The organism is Streptomyces sp. LBL (assembly GCF_029893585.1).
GTDB lineage: Bacteria > Actinomycetota > Actinomycetes > Streptomycetales > Streptomycetaceae > Streptomyces.
Genome location: NZ_JARXYX010000015.1, coordinates 95,554 through 112,576, shown reverse-complemented (window position 1 = coordinate 112,576; position 17,023 = coordinate 95,554). Strand labels below are relative to the sequence as shown.

General features: G+C 71.5%; 15 protein-coding genes. 6 read left to right on the top strand and 9 right to left on the bottom strand.

From position 1 onward, the window contains the following. Positions 1 to 25: 25 nt before the first annotated feature. Both M2271_RS19755 and M2271_RS19750 read right to left on the bottom strand, forming a co-directional pair. Positions 26 to 850 (bottom strand): SDR family NAD(P)-dependent oxidoreductase, encoded by an 825-nt coding sequence (locus tag M2271_RS19755; RefSeq protein WP_280888578.1) that lies wholly within the window; start codon positions 848 to 850, stop codon positions 26 to 28. Then, positions 847 to 2,112 (bottom strand): aromatic ring-hydroxylating dioxygenase subunit alpha, encoded by a 1,266-nt coding sequence (locus M2271_RS19750; RefSeq protein WP_280888577.1) that lies wholly within the window; start codon positions 2,110 to 2,112, stop codon positions 847 to 849. The genes M2271_RS19755 and M2271_RS19750 overlap by 4 nt, the downstream gene beginning before the upstream one ends. A gap of 249 nt (positions 2,113 to 2,361) precedes the next feature. Between M2271_RS19750 and M2271_RS19745 the strand changes: the two genes are divergently transcribed. The 4 genes from M2271_RS19745 (at position 2,362) to M2271_RS19730 (ending at position 6,609) form a co-directional block, all read left to right on the top strand. After that, positions 2,362 to 2,916, top strand: coding sequence for a VOC family protein (locus M2271_RS19745; protein ID WP_280888576.1), 555 nt, complete (start codon positions 2,362 to 2,364; stop codon positions 2,914 to 2,916). A gap of 164 nt (positions 2,917 to 3,080) precedes the next feature. Beyond that, entirely contained in the window at positions 3,081 to 4,091 is a 1,011-nt protein-coding gene (locus M2271_RS19740) for a thiamine pyrophosphate-dependent dehydrogenase E1 component subunit alpha (RefSeq protein ID WP_280888575.1), read from the top strand. A 5-nt stretch (positions 4,092 to 4,096) separates the two neighbouring features. Further along, entirely contained in the window at positions 4,097 to 5,122 is a 1,026-nt protein-coding gene (locus M2271_RS19735; RefSeq protein WP_280888574.1) for an alpha-ketoacid dehydrogenase subunit beta, read from the top strand. Beyond that, the gene (locus tag M2271_RS19730) at positions 5,119 to 6,609 is read left to right on the top strand and encodes a 2-oxo acid dehydrogenase subunit E2 (RefSeq protein ID WP_280888573.1); all 1,491 of its coding nucleotides are present in this window, start codon (positions 5,119 to 5,121) and stop codon (positions 6,607 to 6,609) included. The genes M2271_RS19735 and M2271_RS19730 overlap by 4 nt, the downstream gene beginning before the upstream one ends. A 101-nt stretch (positions 6,610 to 6,710) precedes the next feature. Here M2271_RS19730 and M2271_RS19725 read toward each other — a convergent pair whose 3' ends face one another. Beyond that, positions 6,711 to 7,319 carry a helix-turn-helix domain-containing protein gene (locus M2271_RS19725; protein ID WP_280888572.1) on the bottom strand — a complete coding sequence of 203 codons (609 nt, stop codon included), beginning with the start codon at positions 7,317 to 7,319 and terminating at the stop codon, positions 6,711 to 6,713. Positions 7,320 to 7,458: 139 nt separating this feature from the next. On the opposite strand from M2271_RS19725, the gene M2271_RS19720 reads away from it, so the two are divergent. Next, positions 7,459 to 8,166 carry a TetR/AcrR family transcriptional regulator gene (locus M2271_RS19720; protein ID WP_280888571.1) on the top strand — a complete coding sequence of 236 codons (708 nt, stop codon included), beginning with the start codon at positions 7,459 to 7,461 and terminating at the stop codon, positions 8,164 to 8,166. Positions 8,167 to 8,293: 127 nt separating this feature from the next. Here M2271_RS19720 and M2271_RS19715 read toward each other — a convergent pair whose 3' ends face one another. The 6 genes from M2271_RS19715 to M2271_RS19690 form a co-directional block, all read right to left on the bottom strand. Beyond that, entirely contained in the window at positions 8,294 to 9,448 is a 1,155-nt protein-coding gene (locus M2271_RS19715; protein ID WP_280888570.1) for a thiolase family protein, read from the bottom strand. Then, positions 9,445 to 9,864: an OB-fold domain-containing protein gene (locus tag M2271_RS19710; protein ID WP_280888569.1), complete on the bottom strand. Its 420-nt coding sequence runs from the start codon at positions 9,862 to 9,864 to the stop codon at positions 9,445 to 9,447. Before M2271_RS19710 ends, M2271_RS19715 begins: the two co-directional genes overlap by 4 nt. Positions 9,865 to 9,973: 109 nt before the next feature. Then, entirely contained in the window at positions 9,974 to 11,197 is a 1,224-nt protein-coding gene (locus M2271_RS19705) for an acyl-CoA dehydrogenase family protein (protein ID WP_280888568.1), read from the bottom strand. Continuing rightward, positions 11,185 to 13,827 carry a putative PEP-binding protein gene (locus M2271_RS19700; protein WP_280888567.1) on the bottom strand — a complete coding sequence of 881 codons (2,643 nt, stop codon included), beginning with the start codon at positions 13,825 to 13,827 and terminating at the stop codon, positions 11,185 to 11,187. The genes M2271_RS19705 and M2271_RS19700 overlap by 13 nt, the downstream gene beginning before the upstream one ends. Beyond that, positions 13,824 to 14,456, bottom strand: a complete 633-nt coding sequence (locus M2271_RS19695) for a hypothetical protein (RefSeq protein WP_280888566.1) — start codon at positions 14,454 to 14,456, stop codon at positions 13,824 to 13,826. The genes M2271_RS19700 and M2271_RS19695 overlap by 4 nt, the downstream gene beginning before the upstream one ends. Before the next feature lie 200 nt (positions 14,457 to 14,656). Beyond that, positions 14,657 to 15,481: an enoyl-CoA hydratase-related protein gene (locus tag M2271_RS19690; protein WP_280888565.1), complete on the bottom strand. Its 825-nt coding sequence runs from the start codon at positions 15,479 to 15,481 to the stop codon at positions 14,657 to 14,659. 231 nt (positions 15,482 to 15,712) lie between these two features. Between M2271_RS19690 and M2271_RS19685 the strand changes: the two genes are divergently transcribed. Next, positions 15,713 to 16,933, top strand: coding sequence for an acyl-CoA dehydrogenase family protein (locus M2271_RS19685; RefSeq protein WP_280888564.1), 1,221 nt, complete (start codon positions 15,713 to 15,715; stop codon positions 16,931 to 16,933). Positions 16,934 to 17,023 lie beyond the last annotated feature (90 nt).

The window sequence follows — 17,023 nt, the reverse complement described above, 5'->3', positions numbered from 1 at the left end:
ACTGTGCCGGTTTCTGCTCCTGCGCCTACCACTGCGCCGTACCGCCGTCCACGCTGATCAGCGTGCCCGTGATGCCGGCGCCGTTCTCGCTCGCGAGCAGCGAGGCGACCGCCGCGACCTGCTCCACGGTGGTGATCTGCTTGGTGGCGGCGTGCTCGGCGAAGCGGCCCAGCCACACCTCGTACGAGATGCCCTCGGCCTCGGCCGCGGCGGGGCCCGCGGCCCGCATCAGGTCGGTGTCGACGGCGCCCGGGCAGATGGCGTTGCAGGTGATGCCCTGGGTGCCGTACTCGAAGGCGGTCGCCTTGGTCAGGCCATGGATGGCGTGCTTGTTGGTGATGTAGTGGCTGATCGCCGGTTTGTTGGCCTGCTTGCCCTCGACGGAGGAGATGTTGATGATGCGGCCCCAGCCGCCCTCCAGCATCTTCGGCAACGCGCGGCGGGTGCCGTAGAAGTAGGCGTTGAGGTTCAGGTTGAGGGCGTCGTGCCAGGCCTCGTCGCTGAGCTGGTGGACGGGGGCGAAGCCCGAGGTGCCGCCGACGTTGTTGACCCAGATGTCGAGCCGGCCGAAGCGCTCCGCGGCGAAGTCCGCGAGGGCCTCGATGTCCTCCTGGCGGTTGGCGTCGCAGGGGTGGAAGATCACCCGGTCCCCGGCGTCGATCTCCTCCACGGCCTGCTTGCCCTTGAGCTCGGAACGGCCGCTGATGACGACCGTGGCGCCCTGGGCGAGGAAGGCCTCGGCGATCGCGCGGCCGATGCTGCGTGTGCTGCCCGTGATCACCGCGACACGTCCGTCGAGGCTGCCCGTAGCCACCATGTTGTTCTCCTGCGCGTCTTGTGGGTTGGTCACCTGGCGGCTCTTCCCAGGTGCTCGTGAACGGTGCGGTGGAAGTGCTGGAGTCCGGGTTCGTTGCGTCCGAAGACGAAGTCGGTCCCGTCCAGGGCTTTCAACCCCTGCTGGACTCCGTAGGTGGTCGCGTAGTCCTCGTCGCGGACCACCTCGTGGAACCACTCGCCGAACTGGTCGGCGGCGTGGCGCTCCTCGTCGGTGGCGGCCGGCTCACGCAGCAGGATGATCTGCTGCGTGACCGACTCGGTGGCCGTCCGGGGGAGTACCAGGGAGACGGCGATCTTGCTGCGCCAGCCCCCGGCTATCGCCAGTCCGGGGTAGAGCCAGTAGATGGCTCCCACGCACTCTCCGGGGTCCCGCTGCTCCGGGGGCAGCTCGACCGCCCGCGCGATAGGGCGCAGGGCAGGTGAAAGGCGCTGGTGAGGGCCCCAGGTGTCATGGGCCATCAGGTTGGAGAGGTTCGTCTCGAACACCGTCTTCGGGTGCAGCGAGGCGAAGTGGTACGTCTCCAGGTAGCCGTCGAGCGTGACCTTCCAGTTGGGACTGGTCAGCTCCTTGGTGGAGTAGTGGTGACACTCCGCGAGGCGCAGCCCCTCCAGCAGCGGCTGCAGATCACCCAGCCAGGCATCCAGGTCGGGCTCGGCCGCGGGGTCCAGCGAGACGAAGACGATGCCGGCGCGTTCCCCGGCCGGGAGCCGCACCAGGCTGCGCCCCGCGCGGGACACATCCCCGAAGGTCTTCTCGGCGTACACGCCCCGCAACTCCCCGGTCAGGTCGTACGACCAGGAGTGGTACGGGCAGGTGAGCCGCTTCGACACACCGCAGCCGGGCTCGATGATCTTGGCGCCGCGGTGCCGGCAGGCGTTGATCATCGCGTGGACGGCGCCCTGCCGGTCCCGGGTGATCAGGACCGGCACGCCGAGCACGTCCAGGGCCTTGTAGGTGTTCGGCCCGGGAAGCTCGGCGGACATGGCGAGCGGCAGGGGGACGGTGCGGTGCACGGCGTCCGTCTCCCGCTGCCAGCGGTCGGCGTCGAGATAGTGGGCGACGGGTTCGGTCCACTGGCCGTCCACCTCGTGCGTCGTGTTGGTGCGGTAGTGCTCCATCACGCGCTCGACGAGCTCGGCGGCCTCCCGCCGCATCGCCACGGACGCGGGGTCGGTCGACCGGTCCTGGCTGATCCACGAGGAGTATTCCGGTGCCGGCGGCGTCTGACGTCCGGCGTCGGCCCCCCGGGCCTCCGGTGTACTGGTCTGGACCACGATGTCCTCTCAATCCTCCCGGCCGCGAGCTGATGAAGGGGTTCTGATGCGGCGGCTGGGCTGTGACCGACACGACAACAGGGGTAAGTGTTGTCTGTCAATAGAAAGTGGGGAAGTGGCTGCTCGGTGACCCGCAGGTCACATCGTCTTCGCCCGGGGCAAATGGGTTCAGATGCGAGGCGATCTTTCTATGGACCGGATCCAGTTGCGGGAGTGTGATGGCCGCACACTCGACGGAGGAGTGGTGTGATGGCCGAGGACAAGGTCGACCAGGCGTCCGAGAGGGTGCGGGCGCGCATGACCGAGGGCAAGGTCGACCGGGTGTCGGGAAGGGCGCGGGCGCGCATGACCGAGCCGTTCGAGGCGGGCGTCGTCGTGCGCGACCTGGAGCTGATGGAGCGCTTCTACGGTGAGGTGCTCGGTTGCCGCCCGGTGCACCGCTCCCGCATCCCGGCGTCCGTCGGCGTCCCGGCCGGGCTGGGCGACGAGCTGCTCGTCGTCTGGCTTCAGGTGCCCTCCGGGGGGTGCGTCAAGCTGATACAACCCCGGTCCTCCCCGAGCCCCGCCCCGCCGGTCCTGCCGCTGACCGCGCGCCGGGGGCTGTCGTATCTCACCTTCCATCTGGACGACATGGACCCGGTCGTGGCGGCTCTGGCGGCAGGCGGAGCCCGGCCGCTCTCGGACCCGGTCGTCGTGTGGGCGCGCGGTCGCCGCATCAGTTTCTGGGCGGATCCGGAGGGTAACGCGCTGGAGTTGGCCGACGAGCGCGGAGGGGTTCGGGGGGCAGGTCGGTCCGAGGCATAGTAATTAGAGAACCTCTTCAGTAAGGTGCCCTTGCTGGTTACTGTAGACAGACACAACAAAGTCCGGCACGGCAAAGTCCGGCACAACAAAGTCCGGCACGGCAAAGTCCGGCACAACACAGTCCGATCGCATGACACACCTCGCTCGGGGCGAAGGGGCGGACGATGGCTCAAAGGGCATCGAAGAAGTCGGCCGATGTGGCCGCGAACCAGGCATCCGCGCAGGTCGTCAGGGATCTGCACGAGCGCATGGTGCGCATCCGCCTGTTCGAGACCGAGGCGGGAAAACTCATGGAAGCCGGCAAGCTGCCCGGCTTCCTGCACCTCTACGTCGGTCAGGAGGCCGTTGCCGCGGGTGTGATGGCGGCCCTCCGTGACGACGACCAGATCACCTCCACACACCGGGGACACGGACACGCCGTGGCGAAGGGCGTCAGCTTCAAGCACATGTACGCCGAGCTGTACGGCCGCGTGACCGGCGCCTGTCTCGGCCGCGGCGGCAGCATGCACATCAACGACGTCACCCTCGGCATGCTCGGCGCCAACGGCATCGTCGGCGCCGGCGTCCCGATCGCCGTCGGCGCCGCCTTCGCCGCCCGGTACCGGGGCGAGGACAACATCGCCGTCACCTTCTTCGGCGACGGAGCCACCAACATCGGCAGCTTCCACGAGGGCGCCAACATGGCCGCGATACTGCGGCTGCCGGTCCTCTTCGTCTGCGAGAACAACGGCTACGCCGAGTTCACCCCGCAGTCGAAGCACATGCTGATCACCGACGTCGCCGACCGGGCCGCCGCCTACGGCATGCCCAGCGTGATCGTCGACGGCATGGACGCGCTCGCCGTCCACCGAGCCACCGTCGAGGCCGTGGCACGCGCCCGGGCCGGCGAGGGCCCCATGTTCATCGAGGCCAAGACCTACCGCTACTACGACCACCAGGGCGTCAAGGGACTGCGTCACCCCTACCGCTCGCAGCAGGAGGTCGAGGAGTGGAAGGCCCGCGACGCGATCGACCTGCTGGAGGCCCGTGCCCTCGCCGACGGCACCGCCACCCGCGCCGAGCTGGACGACACCTGGCAGCGCACCCGCGACGAGATCGCCGAGGCCATCGCGTACGCCGAGGCCAGCCCGCTGCCCGACACCGCCGACCTGCTCCTCAACGTCTACTCGGGGTGACCGCCATGACCACCGTCTCCGAAGCGCCCGCTCTCGCCCCGGGCGGCACGGCCCGCAAGCTCACCTACGTCAAGGCCTTCAACGAGGGGCTGGCGCAGGCCATGCGCGAGGACGAGAACGTCTTCGTCGCCGGCGAGGACGTGGCCGGCTACGGCGGTGTCTTCCGTATGTTCGACAACCTGCTCGACGAGTTCGGCCCCCGACGCATGATCGACACCCCGATCTCCGAGGCCGCGCTCGTCGGCCTGGGTGTGGGAGCCGCAGCCCGGGGACTGCGCCCCGTCGTCGACCTGATGTTCATGGACTTCATCGGCGTCTGCCTGGACCAGATCGTCAACCAGGCCGCCAAGATGAAGTACATGTTCGGCGGCTCCGTCTCCGTGCCGCTCACCATCACCACCGCCTCCGGCGCGGGCCTCGGCGCGGCAGCCCAGCACAGCCAGAGCCTGGAGGCCTGGCTCGCACACGTCCCCGGCCTCAAGGTCGTGATGCCGTGCGACGCCTACACCGCCAAGGGCCTGACCGTCTCCGCGATCCGCGACGACAACCCGGTCGTCGTGATGCTCAACAAGGTCCTGCTGGGCAGCAGGAGCGAGGTGCCCGAGCAGATCTACGGGATCCCGCTCGGCCAGGCCCACACCGTGCGGCAGGGCTCCGACGTCACCGTCATCGCCCTGGGCCGCATGGTGGGCGAAGCTCTCGCGGCGGCCGGGGAACTGGCCGTCGACGGCATCGACGTCGAGGTCATCGATCCCCGCACCGTGCAGCCCCTGGACACCGAGACGATGATCGCCTCCGCGCGCCGCACCAACCGGGTCCTCGTCGTGCATGAGGCCGTCACCTTCGGCGGGCTCGGCGCGGAGATCGCCGCCCAGATCCAGGACGCGGCCTTCGACCACCTCGACGCGCCGGTCCTGCGCGTGGGCGCTCCCTTCTCCCCGGTTCCTTTCTCCCCGGTGCTGGAGCAGGCCTATGTGCCCGACCAGGCCCGCATCGTGCGCGGCTGCCGTCGTCTCCTCGAAAGGTCGTGACCGAAGTGGCGGTCGAGGTTCTGCTGCCGAAGATCGGCCTGACCATGCAGGAAGGGACGATCGACGAGTGGCTCGTGCGGCCCGGCGCCGCCGTCTCGGAGGGGGACCCACTGGTGCGGCTGGCCACCGACAAGGTCGACGTGGACGTCGAGGCGGAGGCCGGGGGACTGTTCCACCCCGTGGTTCCGGCCGGGAGGACCGTCCCGGCCGGGGCGCTCATCGGCTGGCTGCTGGCCGAAGGAGAGCAGCCGCCGGCCCCGGGGCGTGCGCCCGTACTCGCCGACTCCGGGGCACCCGGCCCGGATGGGGTACCGACTGCGGAGGGCGTTCCCCCCGTGGTGCCGTCGCACGACGGCACCGGTGGTCTCCATGACCCCGGTGGTCTCAACAGTGCGGTCGGGCTCGGCGGCGTGGGGGACAACGGCTCGGCGAGCCGGCTCCTGGCCTCGCCGAACGCCCGGCGGGTGGCGGCCGAAGCGGGCGTCGACCTCAGCGCCGTACGCGGCACCGGGCCCGGCGGCCGGATCGTCTCCGAGGACGTGGAGGAGTACCTGCTCGCCCCGGCGCCGCCGCAACCGCCCACCACCCTGCCGGCAGACACGGTGACCCCCGTCTCTCCCCTGGTCCGCCGCGTGGCGAAGGAGCGGGGCATCGACCTCGCGGACGTACGCGGCACCGGACCCGGTGGCCGGATCCGGCGGGCCGATCTCGACGCCGCCGCCTCGGAGCCAGTCACCCCGGCAACGGCATCGGCACCGTCCCCGACGACGGCCCGCCCGGCCGCCGCCTCGCCACAGCCCGGAGACGTCATCCCCCTCACCGGGATGCGCGGCACCATCGCCCGCCGGATGCACGCCAGCCTCCAGGAGATGGCACAGCTGACGCACGGCTACGAGGTGCGGATGGACGGCGTCGTGGCGCTGCGGGCCCAGTTGAAGCGTGAGTGGGCCGACAGCGACCTGCCGGTGCCCAGCCTCAACGACTTCCTGCTGAAGGCCTCCGCACTGGCCCTCCGAAAACACCCCCTGCTCAACGCCGCGGTGAGCGAGGACGGCGTTCACCTCTACGAGGCCATCCACCTCGGGTTCGCCGTCGCGGTGCCAGGCGGCCTGCTCGTCCCGGTGATCGAGGACGCCGCGAAGCTGCCGCTGCCCGAAATGGCCCGCCAGACACGGGAGTTGGCGGACAAGGCCCGATCGGGCCGAATCTCCCCGGCGCTGCTGGAAGGGGCCACATTCACCGTCACCTCGCTGGGCGGGTACGGCGTCGACTTCTTCACCCCCGTGATCAACCCCGGCAACGTCGCCATCCTCGGAGTGGGCAGACTCCGGGACGGCGTCGAGTGGGCGGATGAGCAACCGAGGCGCACCCAGGTGCTCACCCTGAGCCTCACCTTCGACCACCGTGCCGTGGACGGGGCGCCCGCGGCCGAGTATCTGCGCACGGTCGCGGAGCTGTTGCGCACACCGCTACGGCTTCTCGTCTGATGTCACCGGCCCCGCGCCCGTCGACCGATCCCACTGCATCCGGTCGGCGGGCGCGGCCCATCACCCGGGCCTGCCCGCTCGGATCGTGCCGCTCGGTCCCGCTACTCGGCCGCCGGATCGGCGATCCGCTCGGCGAGCCGGCCCACCTCGCTCAGGAACGAACGGTGCCCGAGGGAGCGGTACACGTCGTCCCCTCGGACCTGCGAGACCGCCGCCGCTTCGAGCAGCGCCAGCACACCCAGGCCGATCACCGCAGCCTCGGCGTCCGAGACCGGCTCGCGACCCTTGCGGACCAGCCCGGCCAACTCCTCCAGCAACTGCGTACGGATCTCGTGACGCAGCGCCTCCGCCTCCTGGCTCATGCCGGCCGAGGACACGAAGAACACGGTGGAGGCGGACCGGTGTTCGCCCAGCCAGACCACCAGCGCCGTCACGGCCGGACCGATGTCCGAGCCGGGCTCGTGCGCCTCGGTCAGCGTCTCCACCTGCGCACGCAGTGCGGCGGCGAACACCCGCATCCCCTCCACCAGGACCTGGTCCTTGGAGGAGAAGTGGTAGTACACGGCGGCCGACGTCATCTCCGCCCGGGCCGCGATGTCGGCCACCGTCACCTCGTCCGGAGACTGGGTGGCGAAGAGTTCCGTGGCTGCCTCGATCACCGTCTGCCTGCGCGAAGGGCGGTGAGCGGCACGCGTCCCGGATGTAGTCATGGTGTCAAGTATGCCGTGATCTTCACGCTCCAGAACCACTGGGGTACCACGATTTACGGACCCGGCCAGGGACAGTAACTGGATAACATGGTCAGTGCGCCGGGGCGACAGGCACCGGTCACGGCAACCGCCAGGGAGCATGATGGCCACCACGAACGGCAAGCAGCCCGCCCACCGCCCGTCGCGACGACAGCACATCATCAGCGCCGCTGTCCGGGTGTTCGGCCGCAACGGCTTCGCGGAGACCAGCGTGCAGGACATCGCGGACGAGGCCCAGGTGGTGCCCACGGCCGTCTATTACCACTTCGCGGGCAAGGAGGAACTGCTCGAACTGGCGATGCGGCGGGTCTTCGACCAGCTGAACACGGTCGTGGAGACGGCTCGGCCGGACACCGAGCCGGGTGACGCCGAGGGGTTGCTGCGTGTCATCGACGCCGTATGGGAGTGGGTGGAGAAGAACCCGGACGAGGCCCGGCTCTACCAGGTCCAGATCGCCTCCGCCAACGGCAACATCAAGCTGCTGCGCGACGAGTTCGAGCAGCGGCACATCCAGCGGGCGTACGACTATCTGCCCGAGAGCCCCACGCGCAGCCCTCGGGCGGCCAAGGCACGGCACGCCTCGCAGGCGCTCGCGGTCCGCACCCTGATCAGTACGACCATCCTCGTGACCGCGCTGCGGACGGAGGGTGGGCCGCTGTCCCAGCTGCCGTCCCGGTCCGTACAGGAGGCGGTCAGGGCGCTGGCACTGCGCATCGTCGCCGCCGATCAGAAGGCCGATCAGAAGGCCGATCAGAAGGTCGATCAGAAGGTCGAACGGAAGACCGAGTCCGAGGCCACACCGGCCTGAGCCGAGCGCGCCGCCCGGGACGCCGACGCGACCGGGGAGACGGTCCGCGCCCACCAGGCCAGAGCGTCCGCCCACCACGACAGAGCCCGGGTTGTCCGCCTGTCGGCGACGCGAGGTGCTGGGCCGCTCAGACCGTCAGCACCGCGCACGCGCTGATCCCCGGCGCCCCGTACACATGGGTGAAGCCCACCCGGGGTGCGCCAGGCACCTGCACTCCCGGAGCGCGGCCCTGCAACTGCCGTACGACCTCGTGGAACTGGCGTAGCCCCGAAGCGCCGACCGGCTCGCCGCCCGCCAGGCACCCGCCGTCGGTGTTGACCGGGATCCGGCCGGCGGGGTCGGTGTCGCCCGAGGCCAGCAGTTCCTCCTGCTCGCCGTGGCCGCACAGCCCGGTCTCCGCCAGATGGATCAGCTCCGAGCCGCTGTCGGTGTCCTGCAACTGAGCCACCCGCACATCGGCGGGCCGCAGATCCGCCCCACGGAAGACCGCCTCCGCCGCGTCGACGCTCGGACTGCGGTGCGGTCCCGGCGGCAGCCAGGGCGAGAAGACCTCGAACGAGCCGAACCGTCTGGTCCGGAAGGCCAACGACGCCAGCCTGACCGGCCGTTCGCACAGGTCGAACGCGCGGTCGCCGCGCGCCAGCACCAGCGCGGCCGCGCCCTGACCCGGCGAGCAGAACATGTACTGGGTGAGCGGCGGGCTCACTTCGGCGGAGTGCAGGATCTCCTCCTCCGTCAGCTCCTTGCGCCGCCAGGCCAGGGGATGGCGGGAGCCGTTGCGGAAGGCGCGCGCGGCCACCCTCGCCAGCGCCCGCTCCGGAATTCCGTGCTCGTACAGATAGCGCTGCGTCTTCAGGGCGAAGAACTGGGTCGTCAGCATCATCCCGGTCTCCGCGTACCAGTCACCGAGACCGTAACGGGCCGCGGAGACGTGGAACGCGCCCCGCTCGTGCTTGTCGAAGCCCACGGCCAGGCCCAGCGACGCCTCGCCCGCCCGCAGCGCGTTGGCCACCGCGAGCACCGTGGACGCGCCGGTCGCGCAGCCGTTCTGCACATTGACGAACGGCACACCGGTCAGCCCCAACCGGCCCACCAGCGTGTCGGGCTTGCCGGACACATCGGAGCCGCCGGCCGCGTAACCGATGTCCTGCCAGGCGACACCGGCGTCGGCCAGCGCCGCCCGTACCGCCCGTGCCGCCATGTCCATCCCGGTCACGTTCTCGTCGCGGCCGAAGGGGTGCATCCCGCATCCGACCACGTAGATCTCGTCGGCCCCGCTCATCGCTGCCCTTCCGGATCGGGGTGGAAAGCAAAGGTCAGCACATCGGTCCCGTCCTCGTCCCGGTACGCGGGCACTGTCGTCAGCCGGACCGGAAGCCCGATCCGTACCTCCGGGCGGGGCACCTCCAGCCGCGCCTCGACCAGCACCTCACCGAGGTCCACGTAGCCCACCTGGTACGGCCGATGTCCGTCGGCCGGCGGCCGGTACGGCGGCTTGGGCGGAAACGCCTGCGCCGTCCACGACCACACCCGCCCCCGCACCGGCAGCGGGTGCGCGGTCATGGTCCCGTCCGAGCACTTGGGGCAGGAGTCCTGCCGGGGAAAGACGACGGTGCCGCACCCTGTGCAGCGGGCGCCCACGAGGCGCGGTGGATCCGCGCTGTCGAACAGGTCGTCGTCGACGAGTCTGGTGGTCATGCTGTCCTGTCGTCCTGTCGTCCTGTCGTCCTGTCGTCCTGTCGTCCTGTCGTCCTGTCGTCCTGTCATCCTGTCCGCATGTCCGCATGTCGTTTCTTCCGGCTATGGGCTACCAGCCCAGCAACCCGGCGAGCCGCTCCCGGTGGTGCGCCGCACCGCCCAGCAGCACGGCGTCGGACTGCGCGCGCCGGAAGTACAGGTGCGCGTCGTGTTCCCAGGTGAAGCCCATGCCGCCGTGCAACTGGACGCACTCCGCCGCGACGGATGTGAACGCCTCGCCGCACCAGGACTGAGCCACCGCAGCGGCCTCCGCGAGCGCCTGTGGGCGCGCGGCCGCACCGACCGCGCGCACCACGGCGGAGCGTGCGGACTCGACCTGGAGCAGCATGTCTGCGCAGGCGTGCTTGACCGCCTGGAAACTGCCGATGGCCCTGCCGAACTGCGTACGGTCCCGCACATGCGCCACCGTTATGTCCAGGGCCGCCTGCGCACCGCCGAGCTGCTCGGCGGCCAGCGCCACCAGGGCCGTGTCCAGGGCGCGGGTGACGACCCGCGCGCCCTCGCCGCCGGTGGTCAGCGCATGAGCCCGGGCACCGGAGAACGTGACCACCGCCTGGCCCCGGCTCAGGTCCAGGGTGGGCACCCGGCGGACGCTCACGCCCGGCTCACGCGGGTCGGCGAGGAAGAGGTCCACGCCGTCGGGACCGGCGGCCGCCACCACCAGCGTCGCGGCGTCGGCCCCGTCCAGCACGAAGGGAGCGGTGCCGTCCAGGACGGTGACGCCGCCTCGCCGGGTGACCCCCACCGGCACGGCGTCCGCTCGCCACACACCGTCGGGCGCGGCCACCGCCAGCGCGTGCACCCGCCCTTCGGCCAGTGCGGCCAGTGCGGCCGGCGCGCTCACCCGACCCTCGGTCGGCTCCGCCGCCGACTCCATGACGGTGCCGCAGCCGGCCAGCACCTGCCCGGCCAGCACGGTGGAGGACAACAACGGCACCGGCGCCAGCGTCCTGCCCAGCTCCTCGCAGACCACGGCGATCTCGGCAAGGCCGCCGAGGCCCCCGGCGGTTTCCGGCAGACCGAGGGCCGCGAGGCCCACCTGCCGGCCGAGGGCGTCCCACAGGTCGGCGTCGATACCTGGGGCGTACGCGTCGAGCGCGCGTACGGCCGCGATGCCGCCCGCGTCCACGCACACCGACCGTACGGTCTCGCGCAGATCGTCCAACTCGGCAGCGGAGGCAGCGGAGGCAGGCCAGGCCGCGGAGACAGCGGAGACAGCGGAGGCAGCGGGCGCCGCGGCCGACGCATCGGAGTGGCCGGTCACCGTCGGCATGGCGCTGTCCCGTTCTCATCGCTCCCACGCTCGCGCAGCGCACTGTGTGCAGCCGCCATGCGGGCGACCGGCACGCGGTGCGCGGAGCAGGAGACGTAGTCCAGTCCCAGGTCGTCGCAGAACGCGATCGACTCGGGGTCCCCGCCGTGCTCACCGCACACGCCGAGTTTGATGTCGGGCCGGACGGTCCTGGCCTTCTCCACGGCCAGGGCGATCAGCGCGCCGACGCCGTGCGGGTCGAGCCGGGCGAAGGGGTTGGCGGTGAGGAACCCGCGCTCCTGGTACGCGGTGAGCACCTGGCGTTCCACGTCGTCCCGGGAGAACCCGTAGGTGAGCTGTGTGAGGTCGTTGGTGCCGAAGGAGAAGAACTCGGCGTGCTCGGCGAGTTCGCCGGCCAGCAGAGCGGCCCGCGGAGTCTCGATCATCGTGCCCAGCCGGTACGGCACCTGCACACCGGTACGCGCCGTGACCGTGGCGGCCGCGTCGCGCACGAAACCGGCCGCGGCTCGAAGCTCCTCCGGAAGGCTGACCAGCGGGATCATCACCTCCAACTGGGGCGTGACCCCCGTGGCGGCGACATCGGCCCAGGCGGAGAAGAGCGCCTCGGCCTGCGCCGGGTACAGCCGTTCGTGCAGCAGCGCCAGACGCACGCCGCGCAGCCCGAGCATCGGGTTGGCCTCTCGCAGCGACCCGGCCCGCTGCTCCGCCGCCGTGTCACCGGCGGCCTCCGCCTCTCCCGGAGCGGGCAGGAACTCGTGCAGCGGCGCATCCAGCAGGCGCACGGTGACGGGGCGGTCGCCGACCGCGGCCAGCAGTGCTTTGAAGTCCTCGTGCTGGGCGTGCTCCAGGGCGAGCAGCGCCTCGTCGCGGGCCTCCGGATCGGCGGCCAGGATGACGCTGCGGATCAGCGGCAGCCGCTCGCCGAGGAACTGGTGCTCCGTACGGCACAGGCCCACTCCCTCCGCGCCGAGGGCGACGGCCGTGTGCACCTCCGCCGCGGTGTCGGCGTTGACCCGCACCCCGAGCCGCCGCGCGTCGTCCGCCCACTCCAGCAGGGTGGACAGTTCCGGCGGCGGTCCGGCGACACTGATGCTCAGCGTTCCGGCGTAGACGGCGCCGGTACGGCCGTCGAGTGACACGGGGTCGCCCTCGTGCAGCGTCCGGTCCCCGATCCGTACGGCGCCGGCCGCCCGGTCGACCCTCAGTCCGTCCGCGCCGCACACCGCGGGCTTGCCGGCTCCGCGCGCCACCACCGCCGCGTGCGAGGAGATTCCCCCGTTGGCGGTGAGCACCGCGGCGGCGGCCAGCATCCCGGGGACGTCGGCCGGGGTGGTCTCGTGCATCACCAGGACGGCGTGCGTGCCCTCCGCGGCCAGCTCCAGGGCGCGTTCGCCGGACAACACGATGACGCCGGTCGCCGCGCCGGGGGACGCGGGCAGCCCGTGTACCAGGAGCTCCTCGTCGCCGGTCAGCCTCAGCTGCGGGTGCAGCAGCTCCTGCACCTGCGCCGGCGTGATCCGCCTTACGGCTTCTTCCTGGTCGATCGCCCCGTCCCGGGCCAGGTCCGCCGCCAGGCACACCGAGGCGCGCAGCGGCGGACGGCTCTGCACCGAGGCGGCGAGCAGGGAGACCTCACCGTCGCGGACCTCGAAGTCGACGGAGACCGGTGCGTGCAGATGGCGCTCGAGCGTGAGCAGCGCATGCTCGAGGAGCGTGGCGCCCGCGGCCGGCTGTTGAAGCGGTTCGCCGGTGTGCGGGGCCGGCGCGCTGCGGCGTACGCCTCGGACGTACGAGCCCTGAGCGGCGAATCGGCCGGTCGCGGGGTGGCGGCTGACTGCCGTCCCGTAGCCTGAGCGGTCCGAGGGGCCGACGCGCAGCGCCTGTACGTGCAGGGCGATGCCCAGGTCGGCGGGGAGCTTCTGGGCCTTGCGTGACCTTCGGGCGCGCGGTGAGTCCCAGCGCGCGAGGACCGCCCGGGCGGCCAGGGCGAGCTGTTCGGCCGGGTCGTGGGGGAAGGGACGCTCGGCGTGCCGTGCGACCAGGGACAGCAGGGCCTCGACCCGGGCGCGGGGCTCCGGGGCGTCGAGAAGGGCGTCGTCCAGCACCCCCGCCGGTACGTCGAGGGCGTACTCCGCGATCATCCGGACCGTGGCCGCCCACACCTCGTACAGTGCCTCCGCGCTGCCGATGACGCCGCACAGGTCCCCGGCGTTGTCGGGAGTGACACCGAGACAGGCGAGGTCCGGCGGCAGTCCGGCGACCTCGCTCGGCGCGCTCGCCGACAGGCGCAGCAGCAGGGGCCGGCCCGGGTCGCCGATCCGGCGTCCCGACAGTTGCTCGACGAGCCGGACGGCCGCCCGGGCGGTGCTGGTTTCGCCCAGCGACCGCGCCGAGCCCGCGGGTACCGTCAGGCCCGGGACGACCGGCAGCCCGAGGGCCACCAGCCGGTCCATCGCGGTTCCGTGCGCACCCAGCTCCTCGGCGTCCAGCCCGCGGATCCGTCCCTGGCCGTACGGCACGAGGGCGAGGCCGGGGGACTGGGGCTGAGGATGGGGCCGGGACTGCGGCTGGAGCTGGGACTCGTGCTGGGGCTGCGCGACGGGTCCCGCCGGTCGGTCGGTGACGCTCAACCTCGGCTCCTTCGGACCAGCTCCTCTTCGAGAGCCTCGTCCTGGGCCCGGCTGATGCCCAGGACCAGCAGCAGTTCCTGATGCAGCCGCATCCACACCGTGTGGTACGAGTCGCACAGGGGGGAGGCCAGCCACTGCATGCCGCCGTCGTCGAACCGCTCGAGCGCGTCCTCAAGACCGGTGAGATACCGCCCGCTGCCCGCGAGCAGCCGCTCCAGCCTGCGCAGCACCGGCTGGATGGCCTCGTGCACGTCCTCCAGCATCTCGCGCACGTCGGCGTCGTAGACGCTGTCGTTGTGGTCGTTGACGCTGCCGTCCGGTCGGCACTGCCAGGCCGTGCAGACCTCGCGCACCTTCCGGTTGACCGGCAGGAACGCCTCGTAGACGGTGTTGATCTGGTCCTGAAGCTCCGAGCCCGCCGGTATCCGCAGCATCTTCGCCGCGGCGTTCTTCGCGTACTCGGTGGGCAGCACCAGCGGGCCCTTCACCATGGCGAGCCCGGCGTCGACCAGCGGGTGGTACTCGGATTCCGGCGCACCGCGCCACATGCCGCGCAGGACGAGGTCGATGACGGCGTCGGTGAGCGACTTGTCGAGAGCGTCTGTCCGCTCCGCGGCAGCAGAATGCATCTCCACACCTTTCTCTGTGGGGCGCGGGCTGATGCCGCGCGGCGACGGTTGCCGGGTCGCAGGGGCTGCGATGAGTGGTGCGTCGCAGGAACTGCGCTCTGTGGTGGGTCGCACGGACTGCGATCGGTCGTGCTCGCAGGCGACTGCGAGCTGCGTTGCCCGGAGGTTACGCCCGAGCAACCCTGTTAGTGAAGAGGTACTCAAGAAACACTTCGCGTCTCCTCCCGCACCGGCCGGGCGGAGGGCGCCCTGCTGCGCGACCGGGCGGCGAGGAACGAGTCCATCGCTGCCTGGGCCTCCGCGCCGCCTGCGAGGGCGGCGATCGAGCGCGCCTCCGCGGCGAGGTGTTCCTCCAGCCGCGCTCCGCTGCCGGCCCGCAGCAAACCCTTCGCGGCCCGTAGGGCCGGGGTGGATCCGGCGGCCAGCCCGGCGGCCGTGCGGTAGGCGGTGTCGTCCAGTTCCGCGTCCTCCACGACCCACGACACCAGACCCCACCGCTCGGCGTCGTCGCCGGTCAGGACCCGGTTCGTGAGGATCAGGTCCGCCGCCCGCCGGGGGCCCAGCAGGCGCTGCAGTACCCATGAGGCGCCGCAGTCCGGCGTGAGGCCGATCGCCGTGTAGGCCAGCCGGAACCGCGCCGACCGAGCCGCCACCACGAGGTCGCCCGTCAGGGCCAGCCCGATGCCGCCGCCCGCCGCCGCGCCGCGCACGGCGGTCACCACCGGCACGGGCACCTCGTGCAGGACCCGCACGGCCTCGTGTGCGGCGGTGGCGACCGCGTGCACATAGGAGGAGGTGTCCGCGCCCCGGCCGGCGAAGGCGCGCAGGTCGCCGCCCACGCAGAAGTTCCCGCCCGCGGCTCGCAGCAGGACGGCGCCGCCCGGATCCGCGGCGACCTGGGCGGCCGCGTCGCGCAGGGCCTCGGCTGTCGGGAGATCCAGGGCGTTCGCGCGCGTGGGGTCGTCCAGCAGCAGCTCGACGATTCCGTCGGGGTGGCGGATGATCCGGACCGGCTGACCGCTCATCGGAGATCTCCCATCGTGGCGAACGGCCGTCACTCGTCGTCGGGAACGGCCCGTCGAAAACAGAGCTCACATACTGGACCCGCCATACAGTTTCGGCAATCGCATATGCGCGGAGCGCTGCTGGATGCTCCGCTTTCCTGGTCTGCGCCTCTGGAGAGAAACTTAATTCGTTGTACAGTTTCGTCGATGCGGCGGGCACCGGCGCCCGCTCGCCCGTCGGCGGGAGGAACCGTGCCGATCCAGTTCGATGTCGATCCGCCAGTCGCCCGGCTCGCCGAGGCCACTGCCGCGTTCGTCCGCGAGGTGGTGATCCCGGCGGAGCGTGCGTGCGGCGGGTCCGTCCACGACGCCCCGCAGGCGCTGCGGGAAACCCTGCAGAAGGCAGCGCGTGCGGCGGGCGTGTTCGCACCGCAGGTCCCCGGGCGATGGGGAGGGCACGGGCTCGACCTGCGCGGGCAGGCGGTGGTCTTCGAAGCCGCCGGCTACTCCGTGCTCGGCCCGCTCGCACTGAACTGCGCCGCCCCGGACGAGGGCAACATGCACCTGCTGGAGAAGGTGGCCACCGAGGAACAGCAGGAGCGTTATCTGCGCCCGCTGGCCGCCGGCGAGTACCGCTCGTGCTTCGCGATGACCGAACCGGCGCCGGGCGCAGGCGCCGACCCCCGCGCGCTGATGACCACGGCGGTACGGGTCGACGGCGGCTGGCGCATCGACGGGCGCAAGTGGTTCATCACCGGTGCCGACGGCGCCGACTTCACCATCGTGATGGCCCGCACCGACGGCGGGCCCGGTGGTCCGGGCGGCGCCACCATGTTCCTCGTCGACGCCGGAAACCCGGGCATGCGCATCGTCAGGAACATCGACACGCTCGACGAGAGCCTTTTCGCCGGACACAGCGAGGTCGTGTTCGACGGCTGCGTGGTGGGCGAGGCCCAGGTGCTCGGTCAGGTGCACCGGGGCTTCGAGAACGCCCAGGTCCGCCTCGGTCCCGCCCGGCTGACCCACTGCATGCGCTGGCTCGGGTCCGCGCGGCGCGCCCAGGACGTCGCCCTGGAGCGGGCCGGGACCCGGGAGGCCTTCGGCTCGCTGCTGGGGGATCTCGGCATGGTGCAGCAGATGCTGGCCGACTCCGAGATCGACATCGAGGCGAGCCGTGCGTTGATCTGGCGCACCGCCTGGGAGTTGGACAACGGTTCCGCGAGCGCGTCGCAGTTCTCCTCGGTCTCCAAGGTCTTCGTGGCGGAGGCGGTGGGCCGGGTCGTCGACCGGGCGGTGCAGATCTGCGGCGCCCTGGGTATCTCGGCCGAGGACGCCCCACTGGCGCGCCTCATCAGAGAGGTACGGCCGTTCCGGATCTACGACGGCCCGTCCGAGACCCATCGGTTCGCCATCGCCCGCCGGGCGGTGAAGCCGTACCGCCGGCCTCGCGCGGACGGAGTCGCCGGTTCCTGACGGAGTCGCCGGTTCCTGACAGATCGGCTGGTTCTGACGGAGCGTCGGTCGTCCGCACCGCCCTGGTTTCTTTTCATTGACTACAGTCAA